We start from the raw sequence: 19,589 nt of genomic DNA, 5'->3' as shown, positions 1-19,589 counted from the left end.
TCTGACTGCCCCAATAAGCTCGAGGCCGAACGCAGGTATTGCGCAGCGGCCCTCGCTGTAAGAGCGAAACCATAGGTAGCCGTTACCCAGATAACGGATATACACCCATACCAAAAGAGTATCAAACCATACCAACCCGATATTAGACGAAAGCAAAACCAGCAGAGGAAACTACCCACAATTACAAAAATACCTAAAGAGTATAAAAAATGCCCACCCACTCCTCATGGATCGTACTGTCCATCACCGGCCTGTACATGCTCAGCCTGGCACTGATCAGCTACGGCGTGCGCCGCCACTCCCGCAGCGCCAACAACTACACCACCGGCGGCGGCCACTTCCCGGCGTTCCTGATCGGCTTCCTGATGCTCTCGGAATTTATCGGCACCGCAGTCAGCATCGGCACCGCCCAAACCGGTTTCAAGGTCGGCATCTCCGCCGCTTGGAACCTGTTCGCCCTGGCCCTGGGCTTCGTACTCTTCGCCTGGCTACTGGCGCGCAAATACAAGGACCTGGGCGACAACACCATCTCCGGCGTACTCGCGCGCAACTACGGCCAACGCACCCGCTTCGCCACGTCGATCATCACCATCTTTGCCCTGGAGATCGTCGCCGTCTCGATCTACGCCAGCGGCGGCGCCGTATTGGCCAGCGTGATGCAAGTAGACCGAACCCTGGCGATCGTGATCGTCGGCGTAGTCTCGGTGGCATACGTCAGCATCGGCGGCATGCGCTCAGTGATCTACACCAACTTCGTCCACGCCGCCCTGAAATACCTGGGCGTCGGCCTGGCCTTGTGGTTCGGCTTGAAGCAGGTGGGCGGCATCGGCCAGCTGCAAGCGCAATTGCCCGCCAGCATGTTTGACTGGACCGCCGTGGGTTGGGGCCAGATCATCGCCTGGATGATCGCCGGGATCGGTTCGATCTTCTCCACCCAATACGTAATCCAGGCGGTGAACACCGTCAGCCATGCAGGCAAGGCCCAGCGCGCCTGTTTCTACGTGGCGGTGCTGATGGTGCCGTTCGGCATCGGCGCAGCACTGATCGGTATGTGCAGCGCGGTGCTGTTCCCCCATGTCGACTCCCTGCAAGCCTTCCCCACCCTGATCGCCAGCATGGACCAACTGACGGCCGGGCTGGTGGTGGCAGGCCTTGCCGGCTCGCTGTTCGGCACCATTTCGGCGGTGAGCATGGGCTCGGCGACGTTGTTGCTGCGGGACTTCTACGAGCCATGGTTCAACCCGGAAAAAAGCGACGCCAAGTCCCTGCGCTTCGTGCGCCTGGCGACCATCGCTGTCGGCCTGTTGCCGATTGCCCTGGCACTGACCTCGGACAAGGTGCTGATGATCGCCTTCCTCGGCAAGGCGTTGCGCGCCTCCCTGGCCGTGCTGGTGTTGATGGTGTTCTACGCGCCGAAATTCGGCACGGCGGCCGGGGCATTCCTGAGCATCATTGCCTCGTTGCTCGCGACCGTGGGCTGGTTCCTCGCTGGTAATCCGTGGGGCATCGACAACGCCTACATCGCCCTGTTCACGCCGTTGATCATCATGGGCATCAGCCATGTGACGCGCCGCAGGACACCGGCCGACCCCCTGGTGGCAGCCACGAGCTGAGGTAGGATGGCAGCCTCACCCAAAAGGAACTTGTGAAATGCTGCCGATTCGCACCCCGTTGATCCTGCACCCCGGCTTGTCTACCGCTACCCGGCGGGTCTGGCTGAAGCTCGAGAACCTGCAACCCTGTGGCTCGTTCAAGTTGCGCGGCATGACCACGCTGTGCGCCTACGCGGCGAGCCAGGGCAAGACCACGGTGGTATGCCCCTCCGGCGGCAATGCCGGGCTGGCCACGGCCTTCGCGGCGCGCGGCCTGGGGTTACAGGCGCGGATCGTGGTGCCGACCACCACCCCCGAAGCCACCCGCGCACGCATCCGCCAGGCCGGGGCCGAGGTGGTGGTGCACGGTGATCTGTGGGATCAATCCAATGAGCTGGCGCTGCAACTCTCCGAATCACCTGAGGCACTGTATGTGCCGGCCTTTGATCACCCGCTGTTGTGGGAAGGCCACAGCAGCATGATCGATGAGATTCTTGAGGACTGCCCTCAGGTGGGCGCCATCGTGACCTCGGTGGGCGGCGGTGGACTGCTCGCGGGCGTTCTGACGGGCTTGGAGCGTCATGGGCGGTTCGGCTGCAAGGTGATTGCGTGTGAAACGGCGGGCGCGGCTTCGTTTGCTGCTGCCGTAGAGGCTGGAAAGCCCGTGCGGCTGGCGAAGATCGATACCGTGGCCAAGTCGTTGGCCGCGACCCAGGTGGCGGCGTGGCCGGTGCAGCATATCGGCAGGTTTGCCCATCAATGCGTGGTGTTGAGTGATGCCGACGCGATGATGGGCGTGGCGCGGTACGCCGATGATTTACGCCAGTTGGTGGAACCGGCATGTGGGGTTTCGTTGGCCGTGGCGTATCTGGAGCATGGGGCGATTGCCGGGATTGAGGATGTGGTGGTGATTGTGTGTGGTGGGGTAAGCATCAGTGCGGAAACGGTTGCTCAGTGGCAGAACACGGTCTCTCTATGATCGTTCCCACGCTCCGCGTGGGAACGCCGCCCTGGACGCTCCGCGTCTGCTCTTGAAGTCGTGACGCGGAGCGTCACAGGATGCATTCCCACGCAGAGCGTGGGAACGATCAATTCAGGCATCCTGCAGGATCAGATCCGCGCCCTTCTCCGCCACCATCAACACCGCCGCATGGGTATTGCCCGAGGTCACGTTGGGGAAAATCGACGCATCGACAATCCGCAGCCCTTGCATCCCGTGCACCTTCAGGCGCTTGTCCACCACCGACACCAGCGGGTCCGAGCCCATGGCGCAAGAGCCACACAGGTGATAGATCGAGCCGCTGTTCTCGCGGAAGTACTGCAGCATCTGCTCATCGGTTTGCACCGCCGGCCCCGGCAATACCTCGGCCACCGTCACGCCCTTGAGCGCCGGCGCCTGCATGATCTTGCGCATCAGCCGGCTGCCCTGGATCACCTCGTCGATGTCCTTCCGGGTACTCAGGTAGTTGGGGTCGATCAAGGCCGCGTCCCGTGGGTTTTTCGAGGCGATGCGGATCGTCCCGCGGCTGGTAGGCCGGCACGGGTTGAAGCACAGCAGGAAGCCTGAATACGGCTCGGGCTTGAGGCTGGCCTTGTTGTTTTTCGGGATCTGGTACGACAGCGGGTTGAAGTACAGCTGCAGATTGGGGTGCGCCTGCCCTTCGTTGCCGCGAAAGAACCCGCCGGCCTGGTTGACGCTCATGGCCAGCGCGCCCTTGCGGGTCAGCAGGTATTTGAGGCCGAGTTTGAACTGGCCAAACAGCGAACTGAGCTGGTCGTTCAGGGTCGGGATATTGGCCTTGTAGTAATAACTGGCGCAGAGGTGGTCCTGCAGGTTCTGCCCCACTGCAGGCAGGTCCTTGACCAGCGGGATGTTGTGTTCGGCGAGCAATTGCTTGTCCGCCACACCCGACAGTTGCAGGATCTTCGGCGTATCCACCGCCCCGGCGCACAGGATCACCTCCTTGCGCGCGGTAAAGGTGCGAACCACGCCGTGCTGGGTCACGCTGATGCCGGTGGCGCGTTGTTGATCGTCGAACAGCACGCGGTCTACCAGCGCATGCAACTCCACGGTCAGGTTCGGCCTACCCAACGCCGGGTGCAGGTGCGCAAAGCTGCTGGAGCAGCGCTCACCGTTGCGGGTGTTGACGTCGTAGAGGCCCGCACCTTCGAAGTTCGGCCCGTTGAAGTCATCGCTCAGGCCATAGCCCAATTGCTCGCAGCCCTTGAGAAATACATCGCAGATGGCGTGAGTCTGGCCCTTCATCGGGGTGATGCTGATGGGGCCGCTGCTGCCGTGGTATTCGGTGTCGCCCAGGGGGTGATTTTCCAGCTTGCGGAAGTACGGCAGCACGTCCTTGAAGCCCCAGCCGTCGTTGCCATTAGCCGCCCAGTCATCGAAATCATGGGCCTGGCCGCGCACGTAGATCATGGCGTTGATCGAGCCGGAACCGCCCTGCACCTTGCCCCGCGGGGCATAGATGGCACGGTCGGCCAGCTGTTTTTGCGGCTGGCTGTAGTACATCCAGTTGAAGGTCGGGTTGTAGTACATCTTGGCGAAACCGACCGGGATCTTGAACCACCAGGAGCTGTCCTTGCCGCCGGCTTCCAGCAGCAATACCGAATGCTCGCCCGAGGCGGAGAGTCGGTTGGCCAGGACGCAACCTGCGGCGCCGGCGCCGGCGATGATGTAGTCGTATGTCATTCACGGTTACCGCATAAGTCGTTTTTTTTAGCCCTTGGCGGGCGAAGTGTCTTTCACGTCAGCGGGCGTGGGCGCCATTTGCAGGTGCAGCCGCTCGCCGGTGTACGGCGTGTGCTTGCGCACCACGTCCATGTTCAGCTCCACCCCAAGGCCCGGCTCGGTGGACGGGATGATGTAGCCGTCCTCCCATTGCAGCGGCTTGGTCAGCACTTCGGCATGGAAGCCGCCCCAGGTCATGATGCTTTCCTGGATCAGGAAGTTCGGCGTGCACGTGGCCAACTGGAAACTCGCCGCTGCGCCAATCGGTCCGTTGTACAGGTGCGGGGCGATCTGCGCGTAGTAGGCCTCGGCCATGCTCGCGATTTTCTTGGCTTCCAGCAGGCCGCCGCAGCGGGCCACGTTCATTTGCAGGATCGATGCACCACCGGCCTGCAAGAGCTTGAAGAACTCGTACTTGGTGGTCAGGCGCTCGCCGGTGGCGATGGGAATGCTGGTCTTGGCCGCGACCTGGGCCATGGCCTCTTCCTGGCCTGGTGGCACCGGTTCTTCGAACCACAGCGGGTCGTATTTCTCCAGGCGCTTGGCCAGGCGAATCGCCGACGACGGCACCATCTGCCCGTGGGTGCCGAACAGCAGGTCGCACTTGTCGCCCACCGCCTCGCGAATCTTGCGGCAGAAGGTTTCGCAGCGTTCCAGCACTTCCAGGGAGATCTGGTGGCCGGAGTACGCGGTGTACGGGCCTGCCGGGTCGAACTTCACGGCGGTGAAGCCCTTGTTCATGTTCTCGATCGCGCATTCGGCGGCCAGGTCCGGGTCGTCGTAGTCGTACTCGCCCTTGCTGTTGACCGGGTACAGGTAGGTGTAGGAACGCAGGCGTTCGTTGACCTTGCCCCCCAGCAACTCATAGACCGGTTTGTTGGCGGCCTTGCCGATGATGTCCCAGCAGGCCATTTCCAGGCCGCTGACCACGCCCATCATGGTCAGGTCGGGGCGCTGGGTGAAGCCGCTGGAGTACGCCTGGCGGAAGAAGCGCTCGATATGGTGCGGGTCGTGGTTGAGCAGGTAGCGCTCGAACACGTCCTCGATGATCGGCAGCATGGCCTTGGGGCCGAAGGTGGCGGCGTAGATCTCGCCCACGCCTTCGATGCCGCAGTCGGTTTTCAGTTTGACGAACAGCCAATACATGCCGCCGATGTGCGGCGGCGGTACGGCGACAATATGGGTTTCAAGGGCGACGATTTTCATCTCAGGCACCTGTCTGGTTGAATTTTTTACGATTGATCCGGGCGCGCAAGGTCAGGGCCGCGAGGGTCCCGAGCACGCCGATGAAGGCGATGTAGCCGAAGTACAGGTTGTAGCCGACCTGCCCCGGGTATGTGTCGGTGAGGTAGCCATTGATCAGCGGGATAAAGGTGTCCGGCAGGTAACCCACCACCGAGACGATGCCGATGGCCAGGCCGGTGATGCGCAGCGGGATGTCGCAGCTGTCGAGGATCGCCCAGTACAGGCCGCGAATCGCGTAGGTCATCAGGCCGATAAAGATCACCGTGCCGATCAGCAAGCCGAGGCTGCCAATGGCCGGGAACACGATCAGGCCGACCATCGCCAGGGTCACCAGCATCAGCGCGACGATCAGCACCGAGATGTTCGAAAACTTGTCCCCCAGCCAGCCGCCGCCGATCCCGCCGATGGGTCGCATCCACAACTTGATGGTGGTGATGGTGCCGGCCATCACGGCGGTCATGCCGCTGCCTTGCAGGTAATCGGAGAAGCTGTAGGTGGCCCAGAACATGTGGTAACCGCAGAACACGATGGCGGTCACCAGCCACAGCTCGGGGATTTTCACCAGGGTGGTGAGGTCGGCGATCAGGTTGAACTTGCCCTTCTCCACCGCCGCAGTTTCGGCCATGGACTTGGGGTCCTTGAGCAGCACCAGCACACAACCAATGGCGATACACACGAACGAATACAGGTACACCACGTGCTTGAAGCCTTCGGCCGCAGTTTGGCTGCGGGTCTCGGTGGCGTAGGCGAACAGCCCCAGGGCCACGGTCGCCAGCAAGGCTTCCACCAGGCCACGGCCGCCGTCGAGGATGCCGAAGAAACGGCCCTGCTCACTGTGATGGGCGATCATCTTCACCCGCTTGAGCACCGAAGCCCAGAAGGTCAGGCCGGTGGTCAGGCCCCAGCAGCCGAAGATGATCATCAGGCCGGTCATCGACGGCACGGTGGAGTACCAGATACCCAGGGCCCCGGTGGCCACCAACGAAAAGAAGATCAGGAAGCGTGGCGGCAGGCGATCGGCCAACCAGCCGCTCGGCAGGTAACTGAGCAGGAAGATCGTACCGAGCATCGAGTACAGATAACCCAGCTGGCTGTGGTTGATCTGGAACACCTCGAGCATGGTGGTCTGGTAGACCTGGCGCAGGTAGAGGATCGGGTAGATCGCCCCGGCAGCCAATACCAGCAACATCAATTGGAAGTAGCGACTGGCCTTGTCGCGTTTAGCCGCGGACACGGCATCGAAACCCTGGGCAACGGGTGCAGGCTTGGACATCTTGTAGACCTCGGGCACCCACTGTGCAGGTGCCCCGATAATTGTTTTTATTGAGGTGAAGCCGGTGATCGGTGAATCAGTACTTCATGACCACCAAACGGGTCTGGGTGAATTCAAGCATCCCGTGCTTGCCGTCATCGCCGCCCAGCCCTGAGCGTTTCCAGCCGGCGTGGAAACCCTGGTAAGGGTCGGCCGGGGTGCGATTGACGTACAACTCGCCGGCCTCGATGGCGTTGGCGACTTTCATGGCCGTGCGGTAGTTCTCGGTGTAGAGCACCGACGACAGGCCGAACTGGTGATCGTTGGCCATGGCCAGCGCTTCGTCGATATCGCGGTACTTGAGCACCGGCAGCACCGGGCCGAAGATTTCTTCCTGGATGATTTCCATGTCCTGGCGGCAGGCGCTGAGCAGCGTCGGCGGGTAGAAATGGCCCGGGCCGTCGGGGAGTACGCCGCCTGTTTCCAGTACAGCACCGTCGGCGATGGCGCGCTCGACCATGGCGTGAATATTCTGCCGGGAGCTGGCGTTGACCAGTGGGCCCATCAGGCCCGCATCCGTGGCACGGTCACCGAATTTGACGGCGCCGATCTTGGCCTTGAGCAGGGCCAGGAATCGGTCATAGACGCTTTCCTGCACATACACCCGCTCGACGGCCGTGCACAGTTGGCCGCAGTGGGTGGTCTTGGAAGCGATGATGTCGCTGGCGGCTTTTTCCAGGTCGGCGTCGGCCTCGATGATCGCCGGGGTCTTGCCGCCCAGCTCCAGGGACGGCTTGGCGATGTTGGCCTTGCAGTAGTCGAGCACGATGCGCCCGGCGTTGACGCTGCCGGTCAGGGTGATCAGGCCCACGGCCTTGTGGGTGCACAGGGCGGCGGCGGTGGCGTGGTCCATGGTCAGGATGTTGATCACGCCGGCCGGCATGCCCGACTGCTCGACGGCACGGGCGATTTCAAAGGCGGACAACGGCGTGTTGTTGCTCGGGCGCACCACCACGGTGTTGCCGGCAATCAGCGCCGGGGCGATTTTGCGCAGCAGGGTATAGACCGGGTAGTTGAACGGAATCAGGCAAGCCACGACGCCAATGGGCTCGCGTTGCAGGAACAGGTTTTCGTCCGGGGTGTCGCTGGGGATGATTTCGCCTTCGATGCGGCGCGCCCATTCGGCGTGGTAGCGGGTGATCTGGGCGGCGTAGCGCGCTTCGTTGCTGGCGTCGTCGAGGCTTTTGCCGGATTCGCTGGCCAGCGCCCGGCCTATGCTTTCAGCGCAGGTTTCGAGGGCGGCGGCGAAAGCCCGCAGGTGTTCGGCGCGCTGGATGCTGGTGAGCTTGCCCCAGGTTTTCTGCGCGCTGGCGGCGGCATCGACGGCCGCAATGGCTTCATCAGGGGTGGCGGCGGACACCCGGCCTACCTGGGCCTCGGTCGCGGGGTTGTAGACCGCGATTTGGGCGGTGCTGGCAGGTTCGGCGAAGTGGCCGTTGTAAAAGTTGCGCTCGATTTGCATATGGTTTTTTGCCCAATCGTTGTTGTTTTGCGAGTGACTTGCAGTTTTGTCATTGGGCGGGGGTTGGACAAACGATTTATTGACGGGGGTAACGTGCGAAAAATGCAGGTTAGTGGCTGATCCGTAGTAATGACCCGGGTCTGAGTCTGTATTGTTCTACCCATACTTCCTACAGTGCCGCCCACTTGGAACCGTGGGAGGACTAAGCATGCAACCACCATCAACCGCACAGGCCTACAACTACAAGGTCGTGCGTCAATTCGTCATTGCAACCATCGTCTGGGGCGTGGTCGGCATGGCCATGGGCGTGTGGATCGCCTCGCAACTGGTGTGGCCCGAGATGAACCTCGACCTGCCGTGGACCACCTTCGGCCGCCTGCGCCCGCTGCACACCAGCCTGGTGATTTTCGGCTTTGCCGGCAGCGCGCAATTCGCCGCCAGCTACTACGCAGTACAGCGCACCTGCCAGGTACGGCTGTACTCGGACAAGCTCGCTGCCTTTACCTTTTGGGGCTGGCAGTCGGTGATCGTGATCATGCTGGTCAGCCTGCCACTGGGTTACACCACCACCAAGGAATACGCCGAGATCGAGTTCAGCGGCGCGGTGTGGATGACCGTGGTGTGGGTGGCCTATGCGATCGTGTTTTTCACCACTGTGGTGCAGCGCAAGACCCGGCACATCTACGTCGGCAACTGGTTCTTCGGTGCATTTATCGTGGTGATCGCGATGCTGCACGTGGTCAATCACCTGTCGATCCCGGTGGACTGGTTCAAGTCCTACCCGGTGTATTCCGGGGCCACCGACGCGATGGTGCAGTGGTGGTACGGGCACAACGCCGTGGGGTTCTTCCTGACCACCGGTTTCCTGGGGATGATGTACTACTTCGTGCCGAAGCAGGTCGGGCGGCCGGTGTATTCCTATCGCCTGTCCATCGTGCACTTCTGGGCGCTGATCACCCTGTACATCTGGGCCGGTCCGCACCACCTGCACTACACCGCGCTGCCCGACTGGGCGCAGTCGCTGGGGATGGCGATGTCGCTGATCCTGCTGGCGCCGAGCTGGGGCGGGATGATCAACGGCATGATGACGCTTTCCGGGGCCTGGCATAAATTGCGCACCGACCCGATCCTGCGCTTCCTGGTGCTGTCGCTGGCGTTCTACGGGATGTCGACCTTTGAAGGGCCGATGATGGCGATCAAGACCGTCAACGCCCTCTCCCATTACACCGACTGGACCATCGGCCACGTCCACGCCGGCGCCCTGGGCTGGGTGGCGATGATCACGTTTGGCTCGCTGTACCACATGATCCCGAAAATCTTCGGGCGCGCGCAGATGCACAGTGTGGGGCTGATCAATATGCACTTCTGGCTGGCGACCATTGGCACGGTGCTGTACATCGCGTCGATGTGGGTCAACGGCATCACCCAGGGCCTGATGTGGCGGGCGGTGAACGATGACGGCACCCTCACCTACTCGTTTGTGGAAGCGTTACAGGCCAGCCATCCGGGATTTGTGGTGCGATTCGTCGGCGGGGTGTTCTTCCTCAGCGGCATGTTGCTGATGGCGTACAACACCTGGCGCACCGTGCGTGTGGCGGATTTGAAGGTGGCGCAGCTTGACGCGCAGATCGCCTGATGTGGGAGATAGCGCTGAACCTGGCGGCGGTGATCGGCCTGTATGGCGCGGTGGAGTATTGCCTGCGGGGCCAGTCGAAGGAGAGCCTGGATGAGGCCAGCCTGATGCCGTTCGCCGATGACCCGGAAGTGGCACGGCGGGTGGAGCTGGCCACGGGCAAGCGGGTCAACGCGGTGGCGCCTGAGGAAACAAAGCAGGACTGGGGCAATATAGAGATCTAATTGTGGGAGCGGGCTTGCTCGCGAATGCGGTGGTTCAGTCAACATATACAGCGACTGACACACCGCTTTCGCGAGCAAGCCCGCTCCCACACAAGCACCACATTGAGCGACTAGCCGCGTTCGCGGGGAATCAGGCTCTGCAACTGCAACGCCAGGAAGTTGGCATCGAAGCCGAACGTATCCGGGTCTTTCAAACCATTGGTTTTCTTCCACAGCCAGTCGTTTTTCCCCGGCAGCAATACCAGGGAAATGCTGCCGTAGCGGGCGGCGGTCAAGCCCATCACCGACAGCGAAATCAAACCGCCGGCGCCCATCACATCCGGCACGAACTCCACCGGTTTGCCGGCGATATGGATGGTCAGTTTCTCGGTCTTGAAGGTGGAGGTCTCCACCGGCACGCTGGGGCCGGAAGCCACGTACGCCTCGCGCTGCACTTCCAGCAAACCGACCGTCTTCACAGGCGCAAGCCACTGCTCGATCTGGCCGAACAACTCGCCGATCTTCTGCGCCCAATGGGCCGACTGCACTTCGAACTGCTGTTTCTTGTGGGCTTCGCTGTCGGCGTAATGACGCAGCATCTCGCCCAGTTGTTGTACATCGTCCATTGCCGTGTTCCTTGGGTGACCCATGTTGCGAGCCTTGATCATGGCAGATGCCGCACACCGGCGTATGACTAAAGCGCAGCGCGCGGGTAATGTGGTGCCCTCGCCCGTCCAATTCAGGAGCATCGCATGCGCACCATCGGCCTTATCGGCGGCATGAGCTGGGAGTCCAGCGCCGAGTATTACCGCATCATCAACCAGAACGTGCGCGACCAGCTCGGGCCGCTGCGCTCGGCACAACTGTTGATGTACAGCGTCGACTTCGGCCCGGTGGAGCAGGCCCAGCACGCCGGGCGCTGGGACGACGCGGCGCTGATCCTCGAAGACGCCGCCCGCCGCCTGCAAGCCGGGGGCGCCGAGTGCATCGTGCTGTGTACCAACACCATGCACCTGGTAGCGCCGCAGATTGAAGCGGCGGTGTCGATACCGTTTCTGCATATTGCAGACGCTGCCGGCGCGGCGGCCGTGGAAGCTGGCACCCTGAGCGTTGGCCTGCTGGGTACCGCGTTTACCATGGAGCAGGAGTTTCTCAAGTCACGCCTGGCGGCACAGGGGCTGACCGTGCTGGTGCCGGACGCTGAAGAGCGCCAGGCCGTGCACCGGATCATCTATGAGGAATTGTGTGTCGGAGTGATCAGCGACGCATCGCGCGAGGTGTACCAGCGGGTGATCGAGTCTTTGGCCGCCCGTGGCGCCCAGGCCATCATCCTCGGCTGTACGGAAATCAGCCTGTTGATCAAGCCGCAGCACAGCAACCTGCCCTTGCTGGACACCACCGAGCTGCATGCGCAGGCTGCGGTGGCGTTTGCGTTGCAGGACGACTAGGCCGGCTTGCGGATGCGCGCCATGGTCAGCGTGTCGACGAATGCGCCGTCACGCACGGCGTAGTCGCGCAGCAGGCCTTCGGTCTCGAAGCCGAACTTGTGGTACAGCCGGTGGGCGGCTTCGTTGTCGGCGTACACCGTGAGTTCCACCCGGTGCAGGTTCATCCAGTTATCCGCCACCTCCAGCGCCGCGCCCAGCAGCCGGGAGCCCACGCCCTTGCCCTGCCAGGCGGTGGCGACGCCCATGCCGAATGAACCGACGTGGCTTTGGCGCACGCGCAAATACTGTTCCAAACCCAGCTGGCCGATCACTTCACCGGCATGCAGCGCCACCAGCTGTAGCCGCCGCTCGTTGTCCTGCACCAGGCGTTTGCGCCAGCCCTCGACCGACTGGAAAGGCATTTGCAGCACCTGACGGCATACAGCCGGGTCGTTGTAGAGCGCAGCGACGCCTTCAAGATGGGCCTCGGTGAAGCGCGTGATAACGATCTTGGGTTCAGGTGTGTGCATGGTGTTTCGTCCTTTGAAAAACACGTGGCCGACCAGTGTAGGCGGCAAGGCCCCAGAATGGCGAGCCCTGCACTGCACTCATCGGGAACGCGCAGCCACCAATTTCCAGACCCGGGCAATGTCCGAGGCGCGCTCGCGCAACAGGCGCGGTGCCTCGCTGCAGGCCTGTTCCAGGGTAGTCGGGCCGGACGGCAAGGCGAACGCGGCATCCACGCCGTGGGCGTACATTTGCTCGTAGCCATCCCCCAATGTGCCGGCGATCACGATCACCGGCACGTTGTGCTGCCTGGCGATTCGCGCCACGCCAAACGGGGTCTTGCCGCGCAGGGTCTGGGCGTCGAACCTGCCTTCGCCGGTGATCACCAGGTCGGCGCCACGCACGGCTTGCTCAAGCCCAACAAGCTCTGCGACCACTTCAACACCCGCGCGAAACTGCGCGCCAAGGAACGCCTTGGCGGCGAAACCCAAGCCACCGGCGGCGCCGCTGCCGGGTTCGTCACGTACATCCTTGGGCAATACCTTGGCGCAGTGATCGGCGAAATGGCCGAGGGCCGCATCCAGTTGTTCGACTTGCTGGGGATTGGCGCCCTTTTGCGGGCCAAAAATCGCCGAGGCCCCGTGAGGACCGCATAAAGGGTTGTTCACGTCGGCGGCGATTTCGAAGCGCACTTCGTTCAGGCGGGGGTCCAGTTGCTCAAGGCTGATGCGCGACAGCTTGCCCAGCGCCAGGCCGCCAAGGGGCAGCGCTGCTCCCTCGGCATCAAACAACTGCACACCCAGGGCTAGCATCGCCCCGGCGCCGCCGTCGTTGGTGGCGCTGCCGCCAATGGCCAGGATGATGCGCTGGGCGCCGGCATCCAGGGCGGCGCGGATCAGTTCGCCAGTGCCGAAGGTGCTGCTGGAACACGCATTTCGCTGACCCGGTGGCACGAGTTGCAGGCCGCTGGCTTCGGCCATTTCGATGATTGCGGTGTGGCTCTCGGCCAACCAGCCCCAATGCGCGTCGACACTGCCGCCCAATGGCCCTTGCACACGGCTGGTGCGCAGCTCGCCCTGGCAGGCGGCGAGTACCGATTCCACCGTGCCCTCACCACCGTCCGCCATTGGGCACTTGATCAGCTCGGCGTCGGGCCACACGCTGGCCAACCCCTCGGCAATGGCATTCGCCACGCCTTCAGCACTCAGGCTGTCCTTGAACGAGTCGGGGGCGATGATGATTTTCATGGGCTTTCTCCGGTTTTTATAACGCCCATGCTGCCAGTTGGCACCGGCAATAACGCCGGTCCATTGCACAAGAGTGGCTGGGGTTTGTTGTTCATTTGGACAAAGCTTGCGGCAATAGCTGCACGCCGAGGTACAACGCGAGCATGCCGTCGAGGGTCAGCGGGTCGACGCCGCTCAGCTCGGCGATGCGTTCCATGCGGTAGCGCAGGCTGTTGCGGTGGATCCCCAGGGCATCGGCGCAGGCCTGGCTTTGGCCGTCGTGGTCGCACCAGCTGCGCAGGGTCGCCAGCAACTGGCCGTTGCTGTCCTTGGCCAGTACCTTGCGCAGCGGGTTGAGCAGTTCGTCGAGGGCGTCGTCGTTGCGGTGGCGCCAGAGCATGACCGGCAGGCGGTAGCGATTGAGGGTCAGCAACCGCGATTCGGGCAGCACATCACGGCCATAGGCGAGCAGGTCGCCGACCCGCCGGTAACAACGGCGCAGGCCGGCCAGCCCGTCCGCTTGCCCGCCGACGGCGACCCGCAGGATATTCCAGCCCAGGCCGTCGAGCTTTTCCAGCAGGCGCGGGTTATCGACTTGCACCGACGCCGGCCGGCACCACAGCAGGGAAAACTGCGCGGAGCTGACGCACCAGCTGTCGGGGTAGCGCGAGGTCAGCCAGGCGCTCAAGGCCTCGGCCGACTGGCCGCTGCCCAGCTCGAACAGGTACGGCGTGCGCGCCAGCTGCGGCTTGAGGCCCAGTTGCTGGGCTTCATCCACCAGGCGCGGCGAATCGCCGGTCTCGGCCAGCAGCAGTGCCAGCAGATCATCGCAGCGCTGGCGCCGCCATTGCTGCTCGGCTTGCTGGTGACGCTGGCTGACCAGCATTTCGGCGGTCATGCGCACCAGTTCGGCATAGGTGCGCAGCAATTCCGGCTCACCGGTAATGCCCAGCACGCCGATCAGGCGCTGGTCGTGCAGCAGCGGCAGGTTGATCCCGGGTTGCACGCCCTTGAGGTGCTTGGCGGTCTGGCCGTCGATTTCCACCACCCGCCCGTTGGCCAGCACCAACTGCGCGCCTTCGTGGCGGGTGTTGATCCGCTCGGGTTCGCCGCTGCCCAGGATCAGGCCCTGGCTGTCCATGACGTTGACGTTATAGGGCAGGATCGCCATGGTGCGATTGACGATATCCTGCGCCAGGTCATGATCCAGCTCGAACATGGGGCTAAATTCCTGAAAAAAACCGGTTGTTCATAGGCACAGCGCAAACCATGCTTCACTGTGCGCGAGCACAAAGACAGCACCCCTTGAGGTGGCCGAGACTCGTTGGGCGATCAACGTTACCCTCGCATCGCGAAAAATCATAATAAAGAGAGACTGCCATGTCACAGAGCGCCGCTGTTACCCAGGCCACCGATGACGATAAAAACGCCGTATACAAGCGCATCACCCTGCGCCTGATCCCCTTCATTTTCATCTGCTACCTGTTCAACTACCTCGACCGCGTCAACGTCGGCTTTGCCAAGTTGCAGATGCTCGACGACCTGAAATTCAGCGAGACCGTGTACGGCCTCGGTGCCGGGATCTTCTTTATCGGCTACGTGCTGTGCGGCGTGCCGAGCAACCTGGCGCTGACCAAATTCGGTCCACGGCGCTGGATTGCGCTGATGATGATCGTCTGGGGCGCCCTGTCCACCTGCCTGTTGTTCGTTACCACACCGACGCACTTCTACGGCTTGCGCCTGCTGACCGGCGCCGCTGAAGCCGGGTTCTTCCCGGGCGTGGTGCTGTACCTCTCGCAGTGGTTCCCGACCTTCCGCCGTGGGCGGATCATGGCGCTGTTCATGTCGGCGATTCCGGTCTCCGGCCTGCTCGGCAGCCCGTTCTCCGGCTGGATCCTCAACCACTTCGCCGCCGGCCAGGGCGGGCTTGCGGGCTGGCAGTGGATGTTCCTGCTGCAAGGCGTGCCGACGGTGATCCTCGGCGCCCTCGCCTACTTCCTGCTCAGCGACAGCTTTGCCAACGCCAAGTGGCTCACGCCCCATGAGCGCGCGGTGCTGGAAGCCGACCAGGCGACCGACCTGGCCAACAAGCCGAAGACCACCAGCGACTCGCTGCTGGAAGTGTTCAAGAACCCGGCGATCTGGGCGTTCGGCCTGATCTACTTCTGCATCCAGAGCGGTGTGTACGCCATCAACTTCTGGCTGCCATCGATCATCAAGAACATGGGCTTCAGCGATAACCTGGTGATTGGCTGGTTGAGTGCGATCCCGTACCTGCTGGCGGCGGTGTTCATGCTGCTGGTGGGCCGCTCTGCCGACTTGCGCAAGGAGCGTCGCTGGCACCTGGTGGTGCCGATGCTGATGGGCGCGATCGGGCTGGTGATTGCGGTGAACTTTGCAACCACGCCGGCCATTGCGATCCTCGGCCTGACCATCGCCACCATGGGTGCCCTCACCGGCCTGCCGATGTTCTGGCCGGTGCCAACCGCGATGCTCAGCGCAGGTGCGGCAGCGGGTGGTCTGGCGTTGATCAACTCCATGGGCCAGATGGCGGGGTTCCTCAGCCCGTATATCGTCGGGTTTGTGAAAGATGCCACCGGGTCTACGGACCTGGCGCTGTACCTGCTGGCGGCGGTGATCGTCGCGGGCAGTGTGCTGGCGTTGCGCATGACGCGCACACTCAAGGCTTGAATCAGCGCTGACCGGTGCCGCGATATCGAGGGCGGCGCCGGTCATCTATCTGCTCATATAAAGGCGTGTTTTTATAGGCAAACTACCGCCTGACAGCCGTATTAACCTCTACGCCCATTCCAGGTAACAAATAGGCTACAACCTTTACCCAGCCTTTACTTTCGTACCCCATCATCCCGTCCGAAACCGCTGTCTGAAGCCTATGCCCGGGGATATTATCAAGACCGGTTCGGTGCATACGTAGAGGACTTATCATGATCAGTCGACTCTCAAAAATGAAAGTAGCCATGTTGCTCATTGCCACCCTCGCCATCGCAGGGCAAGCAGAAGCCCGTGGAGGATATGGCTATGGCTGGGGTCACGGTTATGGGTACGGGCATGGCGGTGGTTGGGGCTGGGGTGGCCCGGCTTTACTGGGTGCGGTTGTCGGCGGCCTCGTAGTGGGTTCGGTGGTCGCCAACTCCCAGCCTCCGGTCTATGTGCAGCAGCAACCGGTTTACGTGCAACCGCAGCCGGTGTACATCCAACAGCCGCCACCGGTCTATTACCAGGCGCCGCCTCCAGGCTATTACTACCCGCCACAACCGGTTCCGGTGCCACGTTATTAAGCACGGCCCTATTACTGATAATGCAGGTCCCGCCTGAAAGCGGGACCTTTTTTATTCAGCTGCCTTTAGAGTAATCCGCCGCCGTCGACATCAATCACGCTACCGGTGATAAACCCGTTCTCCATCGCCAACACATACCCGGCAGCCACTTCTTCGGCCTGCCCCACGCGCCCCACCGGCAACGCCCCGCCCGCCTTGGCAAACATTGCCAGTCGCTGCTCATCGGACAACCCGGCATACGCCTCGGTGTCGATCACCCCCGGGCTGACCACATTGACCCGCCGTGGCGCCAGTTCCTTGGCCAGTTGCTTGCCCAGCGCTTCGGTCGCCGCATTGATGCCGGTCTTGATGAATTGCCCCGCAACCGTTTTGCGCCCCAACTGCCCCGACGTCAGGGTGATGCTGCCGCGCTCGGCGAGAAATGGCAGCGCCGACTGGATCGCCCGCAGCGAACCCCAGAGCTTCACGTTGAAGTTGTCTTGCGCCAGGTTCAGGTCGGTCTCGATCAGGGCCTTGGCCTGCACCGCAGGCCCTGCGGTGTAGACCAGATGGTCAAACGGCCCCACGGTTTCGAACAAGCGCTGTAATGAGGCTGCGTCGGTCACGTCCACCTGCTCGCTACGCACCCCGTTCTCCACGGTTGAAGACAAGCGCCGCCCGGCCAGCACCACGTGGGCACCGCGTGCCACGGCCTGCTTGGCCACCGCGGCACCAATGCCGCTGCTGCCGCCAATGACGATGATGGTTTTGCCGTTGAGGGGAGATGTCATGGGGAAATACCTGGCTGAGAAAATGAGCTTTCATCTTCCCAGCTTGGCAATCGTTGAAAAATCCCGGTAAAACGACAAGATCTTTAAAGGATTTTTACAAATGAGCTCAATCCTCGACCTTGAAGTGTTCGTGCGCACTGCTGACACCGGCAGCCTGTCGGCAGCTGCCCGCAGCCTCAGCCTGACCCCGGCCGCAGCGAGCATTGCCCTCAAGCGCCTGGAAACCCGCCTGGGCATCCGGCTGCTGGCGCGTTCCACCCGCAGCATGCGCCTGACCGAAGAAGGCCGGCGCTACCTCGACAGTGTGCGCGTGGCCCTGGAGGCGCTGTCGGAAGGCGAACAGGCGGTCAAGCAGCAAGGCCAGAGCCTGAGCGGGTTACTGCAATTGGCCGCGCCCTCGGATTTCGGGCGCAATGTGCTGCTGGGCTGGCTGGATGAGTTCAAGCTCGAACACCCGAACGTGCGCCTTCAGTTGCTGCTCAACGACAGCAATGCCGACCTGTTCCGCGAAACCGTCGACATCGCCCTGCGTTTCGGCGTACCACGGGACTCCAGCCTGGTCGCGTTGCCGGTGGTGCCCGACCACACGCGGGTGGCGTGCGCCAGCCCCGACTACCTCGCGCGCCACGGTACGCCACGCCTCCCCCAGGACCTGGCACAACAAAGCACGCTGCGCTATATGCGCCAGGGTCGGGCGAACAACACCTGGTACTTTCGCCAGGGCGAGGTGCTGCAGGAAGTCGAGGTCGGCGGCGACTACCTCAGTGATGACGGCGAGATCGTGCGGCGCTGGGCATTGGCCGGGCACGGCATCGCCTATAAAGCGCGGCTGGATGTAGCGCGCGATATCAAGGCCGGGCGCCTGGTGCCGTTGCTCACCGATTGGCAAGGCGAACCGACCCCGTTCAATCTGATGTGTCCCCATCGGTTGCAGGTGTCGGAGCGAGTCAAGGTACTGCACCGCTTCCTGCAACTGCGCTGCGCCGAACTATTACCGCAATAACCGTCGCGGGGCTTGTTCCAGAGCCTTGCTCTCTGGTATTGGATAGGGCCTGTCTCCCCCTTTTGAGGTGTTCACGATGATTTACCGCACACTGGGCCAGTCCGGGTTGAAGGTCAGCGCACTGACCCTGGGCAGCATGATGTTTGGCGAGCAGACCAACACCGAGGACTCGCTGCGCATCATCGACAAGGCCTGGGATCAAGGCATCAACTTTATCGACACCGCCGACGTCTACACCGCAGGGCGCTCCGAGGAAATCGTCGGCGAAGCCATCGCCCGCCAGCGCCAGGATTGGGTGCTGGCCTCGAAGGTCGGCATCGGCCCGGCGGATGGCCTGCCGAACCGCAGCGGCCTGAGTCGCAAGCGGATTTTCAATGCGCTGGAAGCCAGCCTGACGCGCCTCGACACCGATTACCTGGACATCTATTACCTGCACCGCGAAGACCACAACACGCCACTGGAAGTCACGATTTCAGCGATTGGCGACTTGATCCGCGAGGGCAAGATCCGCCACTGGGGCTTGTCCAACTACCGCGGCTGGCGGATCGCCGAAGTGATCCGCGTGGCCGAGCGCCTGGGGGTGGACAAACCGATCATCAGCCAGCCGCTGTACAACATCGTCAACCGTCAGGCCGAGGTGGAGCAGATCACCGCCGCCGCCGCGTATGGCCTGGGCGTGGTGCCTTACAGCCCGCTGGCCCGTGGCGTGCTCAGCGGCAAATATGCGCCGGACGTAACGCCTGAAGCCGGCAGCCGTGCCGGGCGCCAGGACAAGCGCATCCTGGAAACCGAATGGCGCGTTGAATCCCTGCGCATCGCCCAGCAGATCCAGCAATACACCCAGGGCCGTGGCGTGGGGATTGTCGAGTTCGCGATTGCCTGGGTCCTGAACAACTCGGCGGTCAGTTCGGCGATTGTCGGGCCGCGCACCGAGGCGCAGTGGGATGCCTACACCGGCGCGCTGGAGGTGAAGATCACGGCGGAGGACGAAGCATTCATCGACTCGCTGGTCACGCCAGGGCATGCGTCGACGCCAGGGTTCAATGATGTGAGCCACTTTGTGTCGGGGCGAGTTGCCCGGCCATAAGTCCCTTTTATGGGGGGATCTGAGAAATCCTCCCATAAACCGCTCCAAAACAGAGCAAACATCTCACCTCAAAAGCACTA

18 protein-coding genes are annotated in these 19,589 nt (G+C 62.6%); 9 read left to right on the top strand and 9 right to left on the bottom strand.

The window, feature by feature from the left end:
- The first annotated feature begins 209 nt into the window (after positions 1-209).
- Together HX821_RS07730 and HX821_RS07725 are read left to right on the top strand one after the other, a co-directional pair.
- A complete protein-coding gene (locus HX821_RS07730) occupies positions 210-1,613 on the top strand; it encodes a sodium:solute symporter family protein (RefSeq protein ID WP_177035528.1) in 1,404 nt (467 codons plus the stop codon).
- A gap of 37 nt (positions 1,614-1,650) precedes the next feature.
- Positions 1,651-2,571, top strand: coding sequence for a pyridoxal-phosphate dependent enzyme (locus HX821_RS07725; protein ID WP_177035527.1), 921 nt, complete (start codon positions 1,651-1,653; stop codon positions 2,569-2,571).
- Positions 2,572-2,685: 114 nt separating this feature from the next.
- On the opposite strand, the gene HX821_RS07720 is transcribed toward HX821_RS07725, so the two are convergent.
- The 4 genes from HX821_RS07720 to aldA form a co-directional block, all read right to left on the bottom strand.
- Positions 2,686-4,296, bottom strand: a complete 1,611-nt coding sequence (locus HX821_RS07720; protein WP_177035526.1) for a GMC family oxidoreductase — start codon at positions 4,294-4,296, stop codon at positions 2,686-2,688.
- 27 nt (positions 4,297-4,323) lie between these two features.
- Positions 4,324-5,541, bottom strand: a complete 1,218-nt coding sequence (locus HX821_RS07715; protein ID WP_008432553.1) for a mandelate racemase/muconate lactonizing enzyme family protein — start codon at positions 5,539-5,541, stop codon at positions 4,324-4,326.
- A 1-nt stretch (position 5,542) separates the two neighbouring features.
- Positions 5,543-6,853, bottom strand: a complete 1,311-nt coding sequence (locus HX821_RS07710; protein ID WP_177035525.1) for a nitrate/nitrite transporter — start codon at positions 6,851-6,853, stop codon at positions 5,543-5,545.
- Between the two features lie 76 nt (positions 6,854-6,929).
- Positions 6,930-8,354: an aldehyde dehydrogenase gene (gene aldA, locus HX821_RS07705; protein ID WP_177008514.1), complete on the bottom strand. Its 1,425-nt coding sequence runs from the start codon at positions 8,352-8,354 to the stop codon at positions 6,930-6,932.
- A gap of 208 nt (positions 8,355-8,562) precedes the next feature.
- Here aldA and ccoN point away from each other — a divergent pair, with 208 nt between their 5' ends.
- A complete protein-coding gene (gene ccoN, locus HX821_RS07700) occupies positions 8,563-9,990 on the top strand; it encodes a cytochrome-c oxidase, cbb3-type subunit I (RefSeq protein WP_003212552.1) in 1,428 nt (475 codons plus the stop codon).
- On the top strand, positions 9,990-10,211 hold the full coding sequence (locus HX821_RS07695) for a cbb3-type cytochrome c oxidase subunit 3 (protein WP_017480401.1): 222 nt from the start codon (positions 9,990-9,992) through the stop codon (positions 10,209-10,211). Before ccoN ends, HX821_RS07695 begins: the two co-directional genes overlap by 1 nt.
- A gap of 110 nt (positions 10,212-10,321) precedes the next feature.
- Here HX821_RS07695 and HX821_RS07690 read toward each other — a convergent pair whose 3' ends face one another.
- Positions 10,322-10,816: a hypothetical protein gene (locus HX821_RS07690; protein ID WP_003212554.1), complete on the bottom strand. Its 495-nt coding sequence runs from the start codon at positions 10,814-10,816 to the stop codon at positions 10,322-10,324.
- A gap of 126 nt (positions 10,817-10,942) precedes the next feature.
- Here HX821_RS07690 and HX821_RS07685 point away from each other — a divergent pair, with 126 nt between their 5' ends.
- The gene (locus HX821_RS07685) at positions 10,943-11,638 is read left to right on the top strand and encodes an aspartate/glutamate racemase family protein (RefSeq protein WP_177035524.1); all 696 of its coding nucleotides are present in this window, start codon (positions 10,943-10,945) and stop codon (positions 11,636-11,638) included.
- Here the strand turns inward: HX821_RS07685 and HX821_RS07680 are convergent.
- The 3 genes from HX821_RS07680 to HX821_RS07670 form a co-directional block, all read right to left on the bottom strand.
- Positions 11,635-12,147 (bottom strand): GNAT family N-acetyltransferase, encoded by a 513-nt coding sequence (locus tag HX821_RS07680; protein WP_177008517.1) that lies wholly within the window; start codon positions 12,145-12,147, stop codon positions 11,635-11,637. The genes HX821_RS07685 and HX821_RS07680 overlap by 4 nt on opposite strands.
- Before the next feature lie 78 nt (positions 12,148-12,225).
- Positions 12,226-13,371, bottom strand: a complete 1,146-nt coding sequence (locus HX821_RS07675; protein WP_177020102.1) for a glycerate kinase — start codon at positions 13,369-13,371, stop codon at positions 12,226-12,228.
- Positions 13,372-13,462: 91 nt separating this feature from the next.
- The gene (locus tag HX821_RS07670) at positions 13,463-14,569 is read right to left on the bottom strand and encodes a sugar diacid recognition domain-containing protein (RefSeq protein WP_003212558.1); all 1,107 of its coding nucleotides are present in this window, start codon (positions 14,567-14,569) and stop codon (positions 13,463-13,465) included.
- A gap of 161 nt (positions 14,570-14,730) precedes the next feature.
- On the opposite strand from HX821_RS07670, the gene HX821_RS07665 reads away from it, so the two are divergent.
- Both HX821_RS07665 and HX821_RS07660 read left to right on the top strand, forming a co-directional pair.
- Positions 14,731-16,041: an MFS transporter gene (locus HX821_RS07665; RefSeq protein WP_003212559.1), complete on the top strand. Its 1,311-nt coding sequence runs from the start codon at positions 14,731-14,733 to the stop codon at positions 16,039-16,041.
- A gap of 254 nt (positions 16,042-16,295) precedes the next feature.
- A complete protein-coding gene (locus HX821_RS07660; protein ID WP_023658819.1) occupies positions 16,296-16,649 on the top strand; it encodes a hypothetical protein in 354 nt (117 codons plus the stop codon).
- A 65-nt stretch (positions 16,650-16,714) separates the two neighbouring features.
- Here HX821_RS07660 and HX821_RS07655 read toward each other — a convergent pair whose 3' ends face one another.
- Entirely contained in the window at positions 16,715-17,419 is a 705-nt protein-coding gene (locus tag HX821_RS07655) for an SDR family oxidoreductase (protein ID WP_177023081.1), read from the bottom strand.
- Between the two features lie 100 nt (positions 17,420-17,519).
- Between HX821_RS07655 and HX821_RS07650 the strand changes: the two genes are divergently transcribed.
- Together HX821_RS07650 and HX821_RS07645 are read left to right on the top strand one after the other, a co-directional pair.
- Positions 17,520-18,422, top strand: a complete 903-nt coding sequence (locus tag HX821_RS07650) for a LysR family transcriptional regulator (RefSeq protein WP_177035523.1) — start codon at positions 17,520-17,522, stop codon at positions 18,420-18,422.
- A 76-nt stretch (positions 18,423-18,498) separates the two neighbouring features.
- Complete coding sequence (locus HX821_RS07645) at positions 18,499-19,509, top strand: aldo/keto reductase (protein ID WP_102604906.1); 1,011 nt, start codon at positions 18,499-18,501, stop codon at positions 19,507-19,509.
- Positions 19,510-19,589 lie beyond the last annotated feature (80 nt).

This window comes from Pseudomonas sp. B6001 (assembly GCF_013386015.1).
Taxonomy (GTDB): domain Bacteria; phylum Pseudomonadota; class Gammaproteobacteria; order Pseudomonadales; family Pseudomonadaceae; genus Aquipseudomonas.
The sequence above is the reverse complement of the archived record's forward strand: the minus strand, read 5'-3'. Positions and strand labels throughout refer to the sequence as shown.

What these genes read in the sequence shown, in the direction of transcription:
- HX821_RS07680 (WP_177008517.1), bottom strand. Translation starts at nt 12,147, where the DNA reads ATGCACACACCTGAACCCAAGATCGTTATCACGCGCTTCACCGAGGCC.
- HX821_RS07675 (WP_177020102.1), bottom strand. Translation starts at nt 13,371, where the DNA reads ATGAAAATCATCATCGCCCCCGACTCGTTCAAGGACAGCCTGAGTGCT.
- HX821_RS07685 (WP_177035524.1), top strand. Translation starts at nt 10,943, where the DNA reads ATGCGCACCATCGGCCTTATCGGCGGCATGAGCTGGGAGTCCAGCGCC.
- HX821_RS07670 (WP_003212558.1), bottom strand. Translation starts at nt 14,569, where the DNA reads ATGTTCGAGCTGGATCATGACCTGGCGCAGGATATCGTCAATCGCACC.
- HX821_RS07645 (WP_102604906.1), top strand. Translation starts at nt 18,499, where the DNA reads ATGATTTACCGCACACTGGGCCAGTCCGGGTTGAAGGTCAGCGCACTG.
- HX821_RS07715 (WP_008432553.1), bottom strand. Translation starts at nt 5,541, where the DNA reads ATGAAAATCGTCGCCCTTGAAACCCATATTGTCGCCGTACCGCCGCCG.
- aldA (WP_177008514.1), bottom strand. Translation starts at nt 8,354, where the DNA reads ATGCAAATCGAGCGCAACTTTTACAACGGCCACTTCGCCGAACCTGCC.
- HX821_RS07720 (WP_177035526.1), bottom strand. Translation starts at nt 4,296, where the DNA reads ATGACATACGACTACATCATCGCCGGCGCCGGCGCCGCAGGTTGCGTC.
- ccoN (WP_003212552.1), top strand. Translation starts at nt 8,563, where the DNA reads ATGCAACCACCATCAACCGCACAGGCCTACAACTACAAGGTCGTGCGT.
- HX821_RS07710 (WP_177035525.1), bottom strand. Translation starts at nt 6,853, where the DNA reads ATGTCCAAGCCTGCACCCGTTGCCCAGGGTTTCGATGCCGTGTCCGCG.
- HX821_RS07650 (WP_177035523.1), top strand. Translation starts at nt 17,520, where the DNA reads ATGAGCTCAATCCTCGACCTTGAAGTGTTCGTGCGCACTGCTGACACC.
- HX821_RS07695 (WP_017480401.1), top strand. Translation starts at nt 9,990, where the DNA reads ATGTGGGAGATAGCGCTGAACCTGGCGGCGGTGATCGGCCTGTATGGC.
- HX821_RS07655 (WP_177023081.1), bottom strand. Translation starts at nt 17,419, where the DNA reads ATGACATCTCCCCTCAACGGCAAAACCATCATCGTCATTGGCGGCAGC.
- HX821_RS07665 (WP_003212559.1), top strand. Translation starts at nt 14,731, where the DNA reads ATGTCACAGAGCGCCGCTGTTACCCAGGCCACCGATGACGATAAAAAC.
- HX821_RS07690 (WP_003212554.1), bottom strand. Translation starts at nt 10,816, where the DNA reads ATGGACGATGTACAACAACTGGGCGAGATGCTGCGTCATTACGCCGAC.
- HX821_RS07660 (WP_023658819.1), top strand. Translation starts at nt 16,296, where the DNA reads ATGATCAGTCGACTCTCAAAAATGAAAGTAGCCATGTTGCTCATTGCC.
- HX821_RS07730 (WP_177035528.1), top strand. Translation starts at nt 210, where the DNA reads ATGCCCACCCACTCCTCATGGATCGTACTGTCCATCACCGGCCTGTAC.
- HX821_RS07725 (WP_177035527.1), top strand. Translation starts at nt 1,651, where the DNA reads ATGCTGCCGATTCGCACCCCGTTGATCCTGCACCCCGGCTTGTCTACC.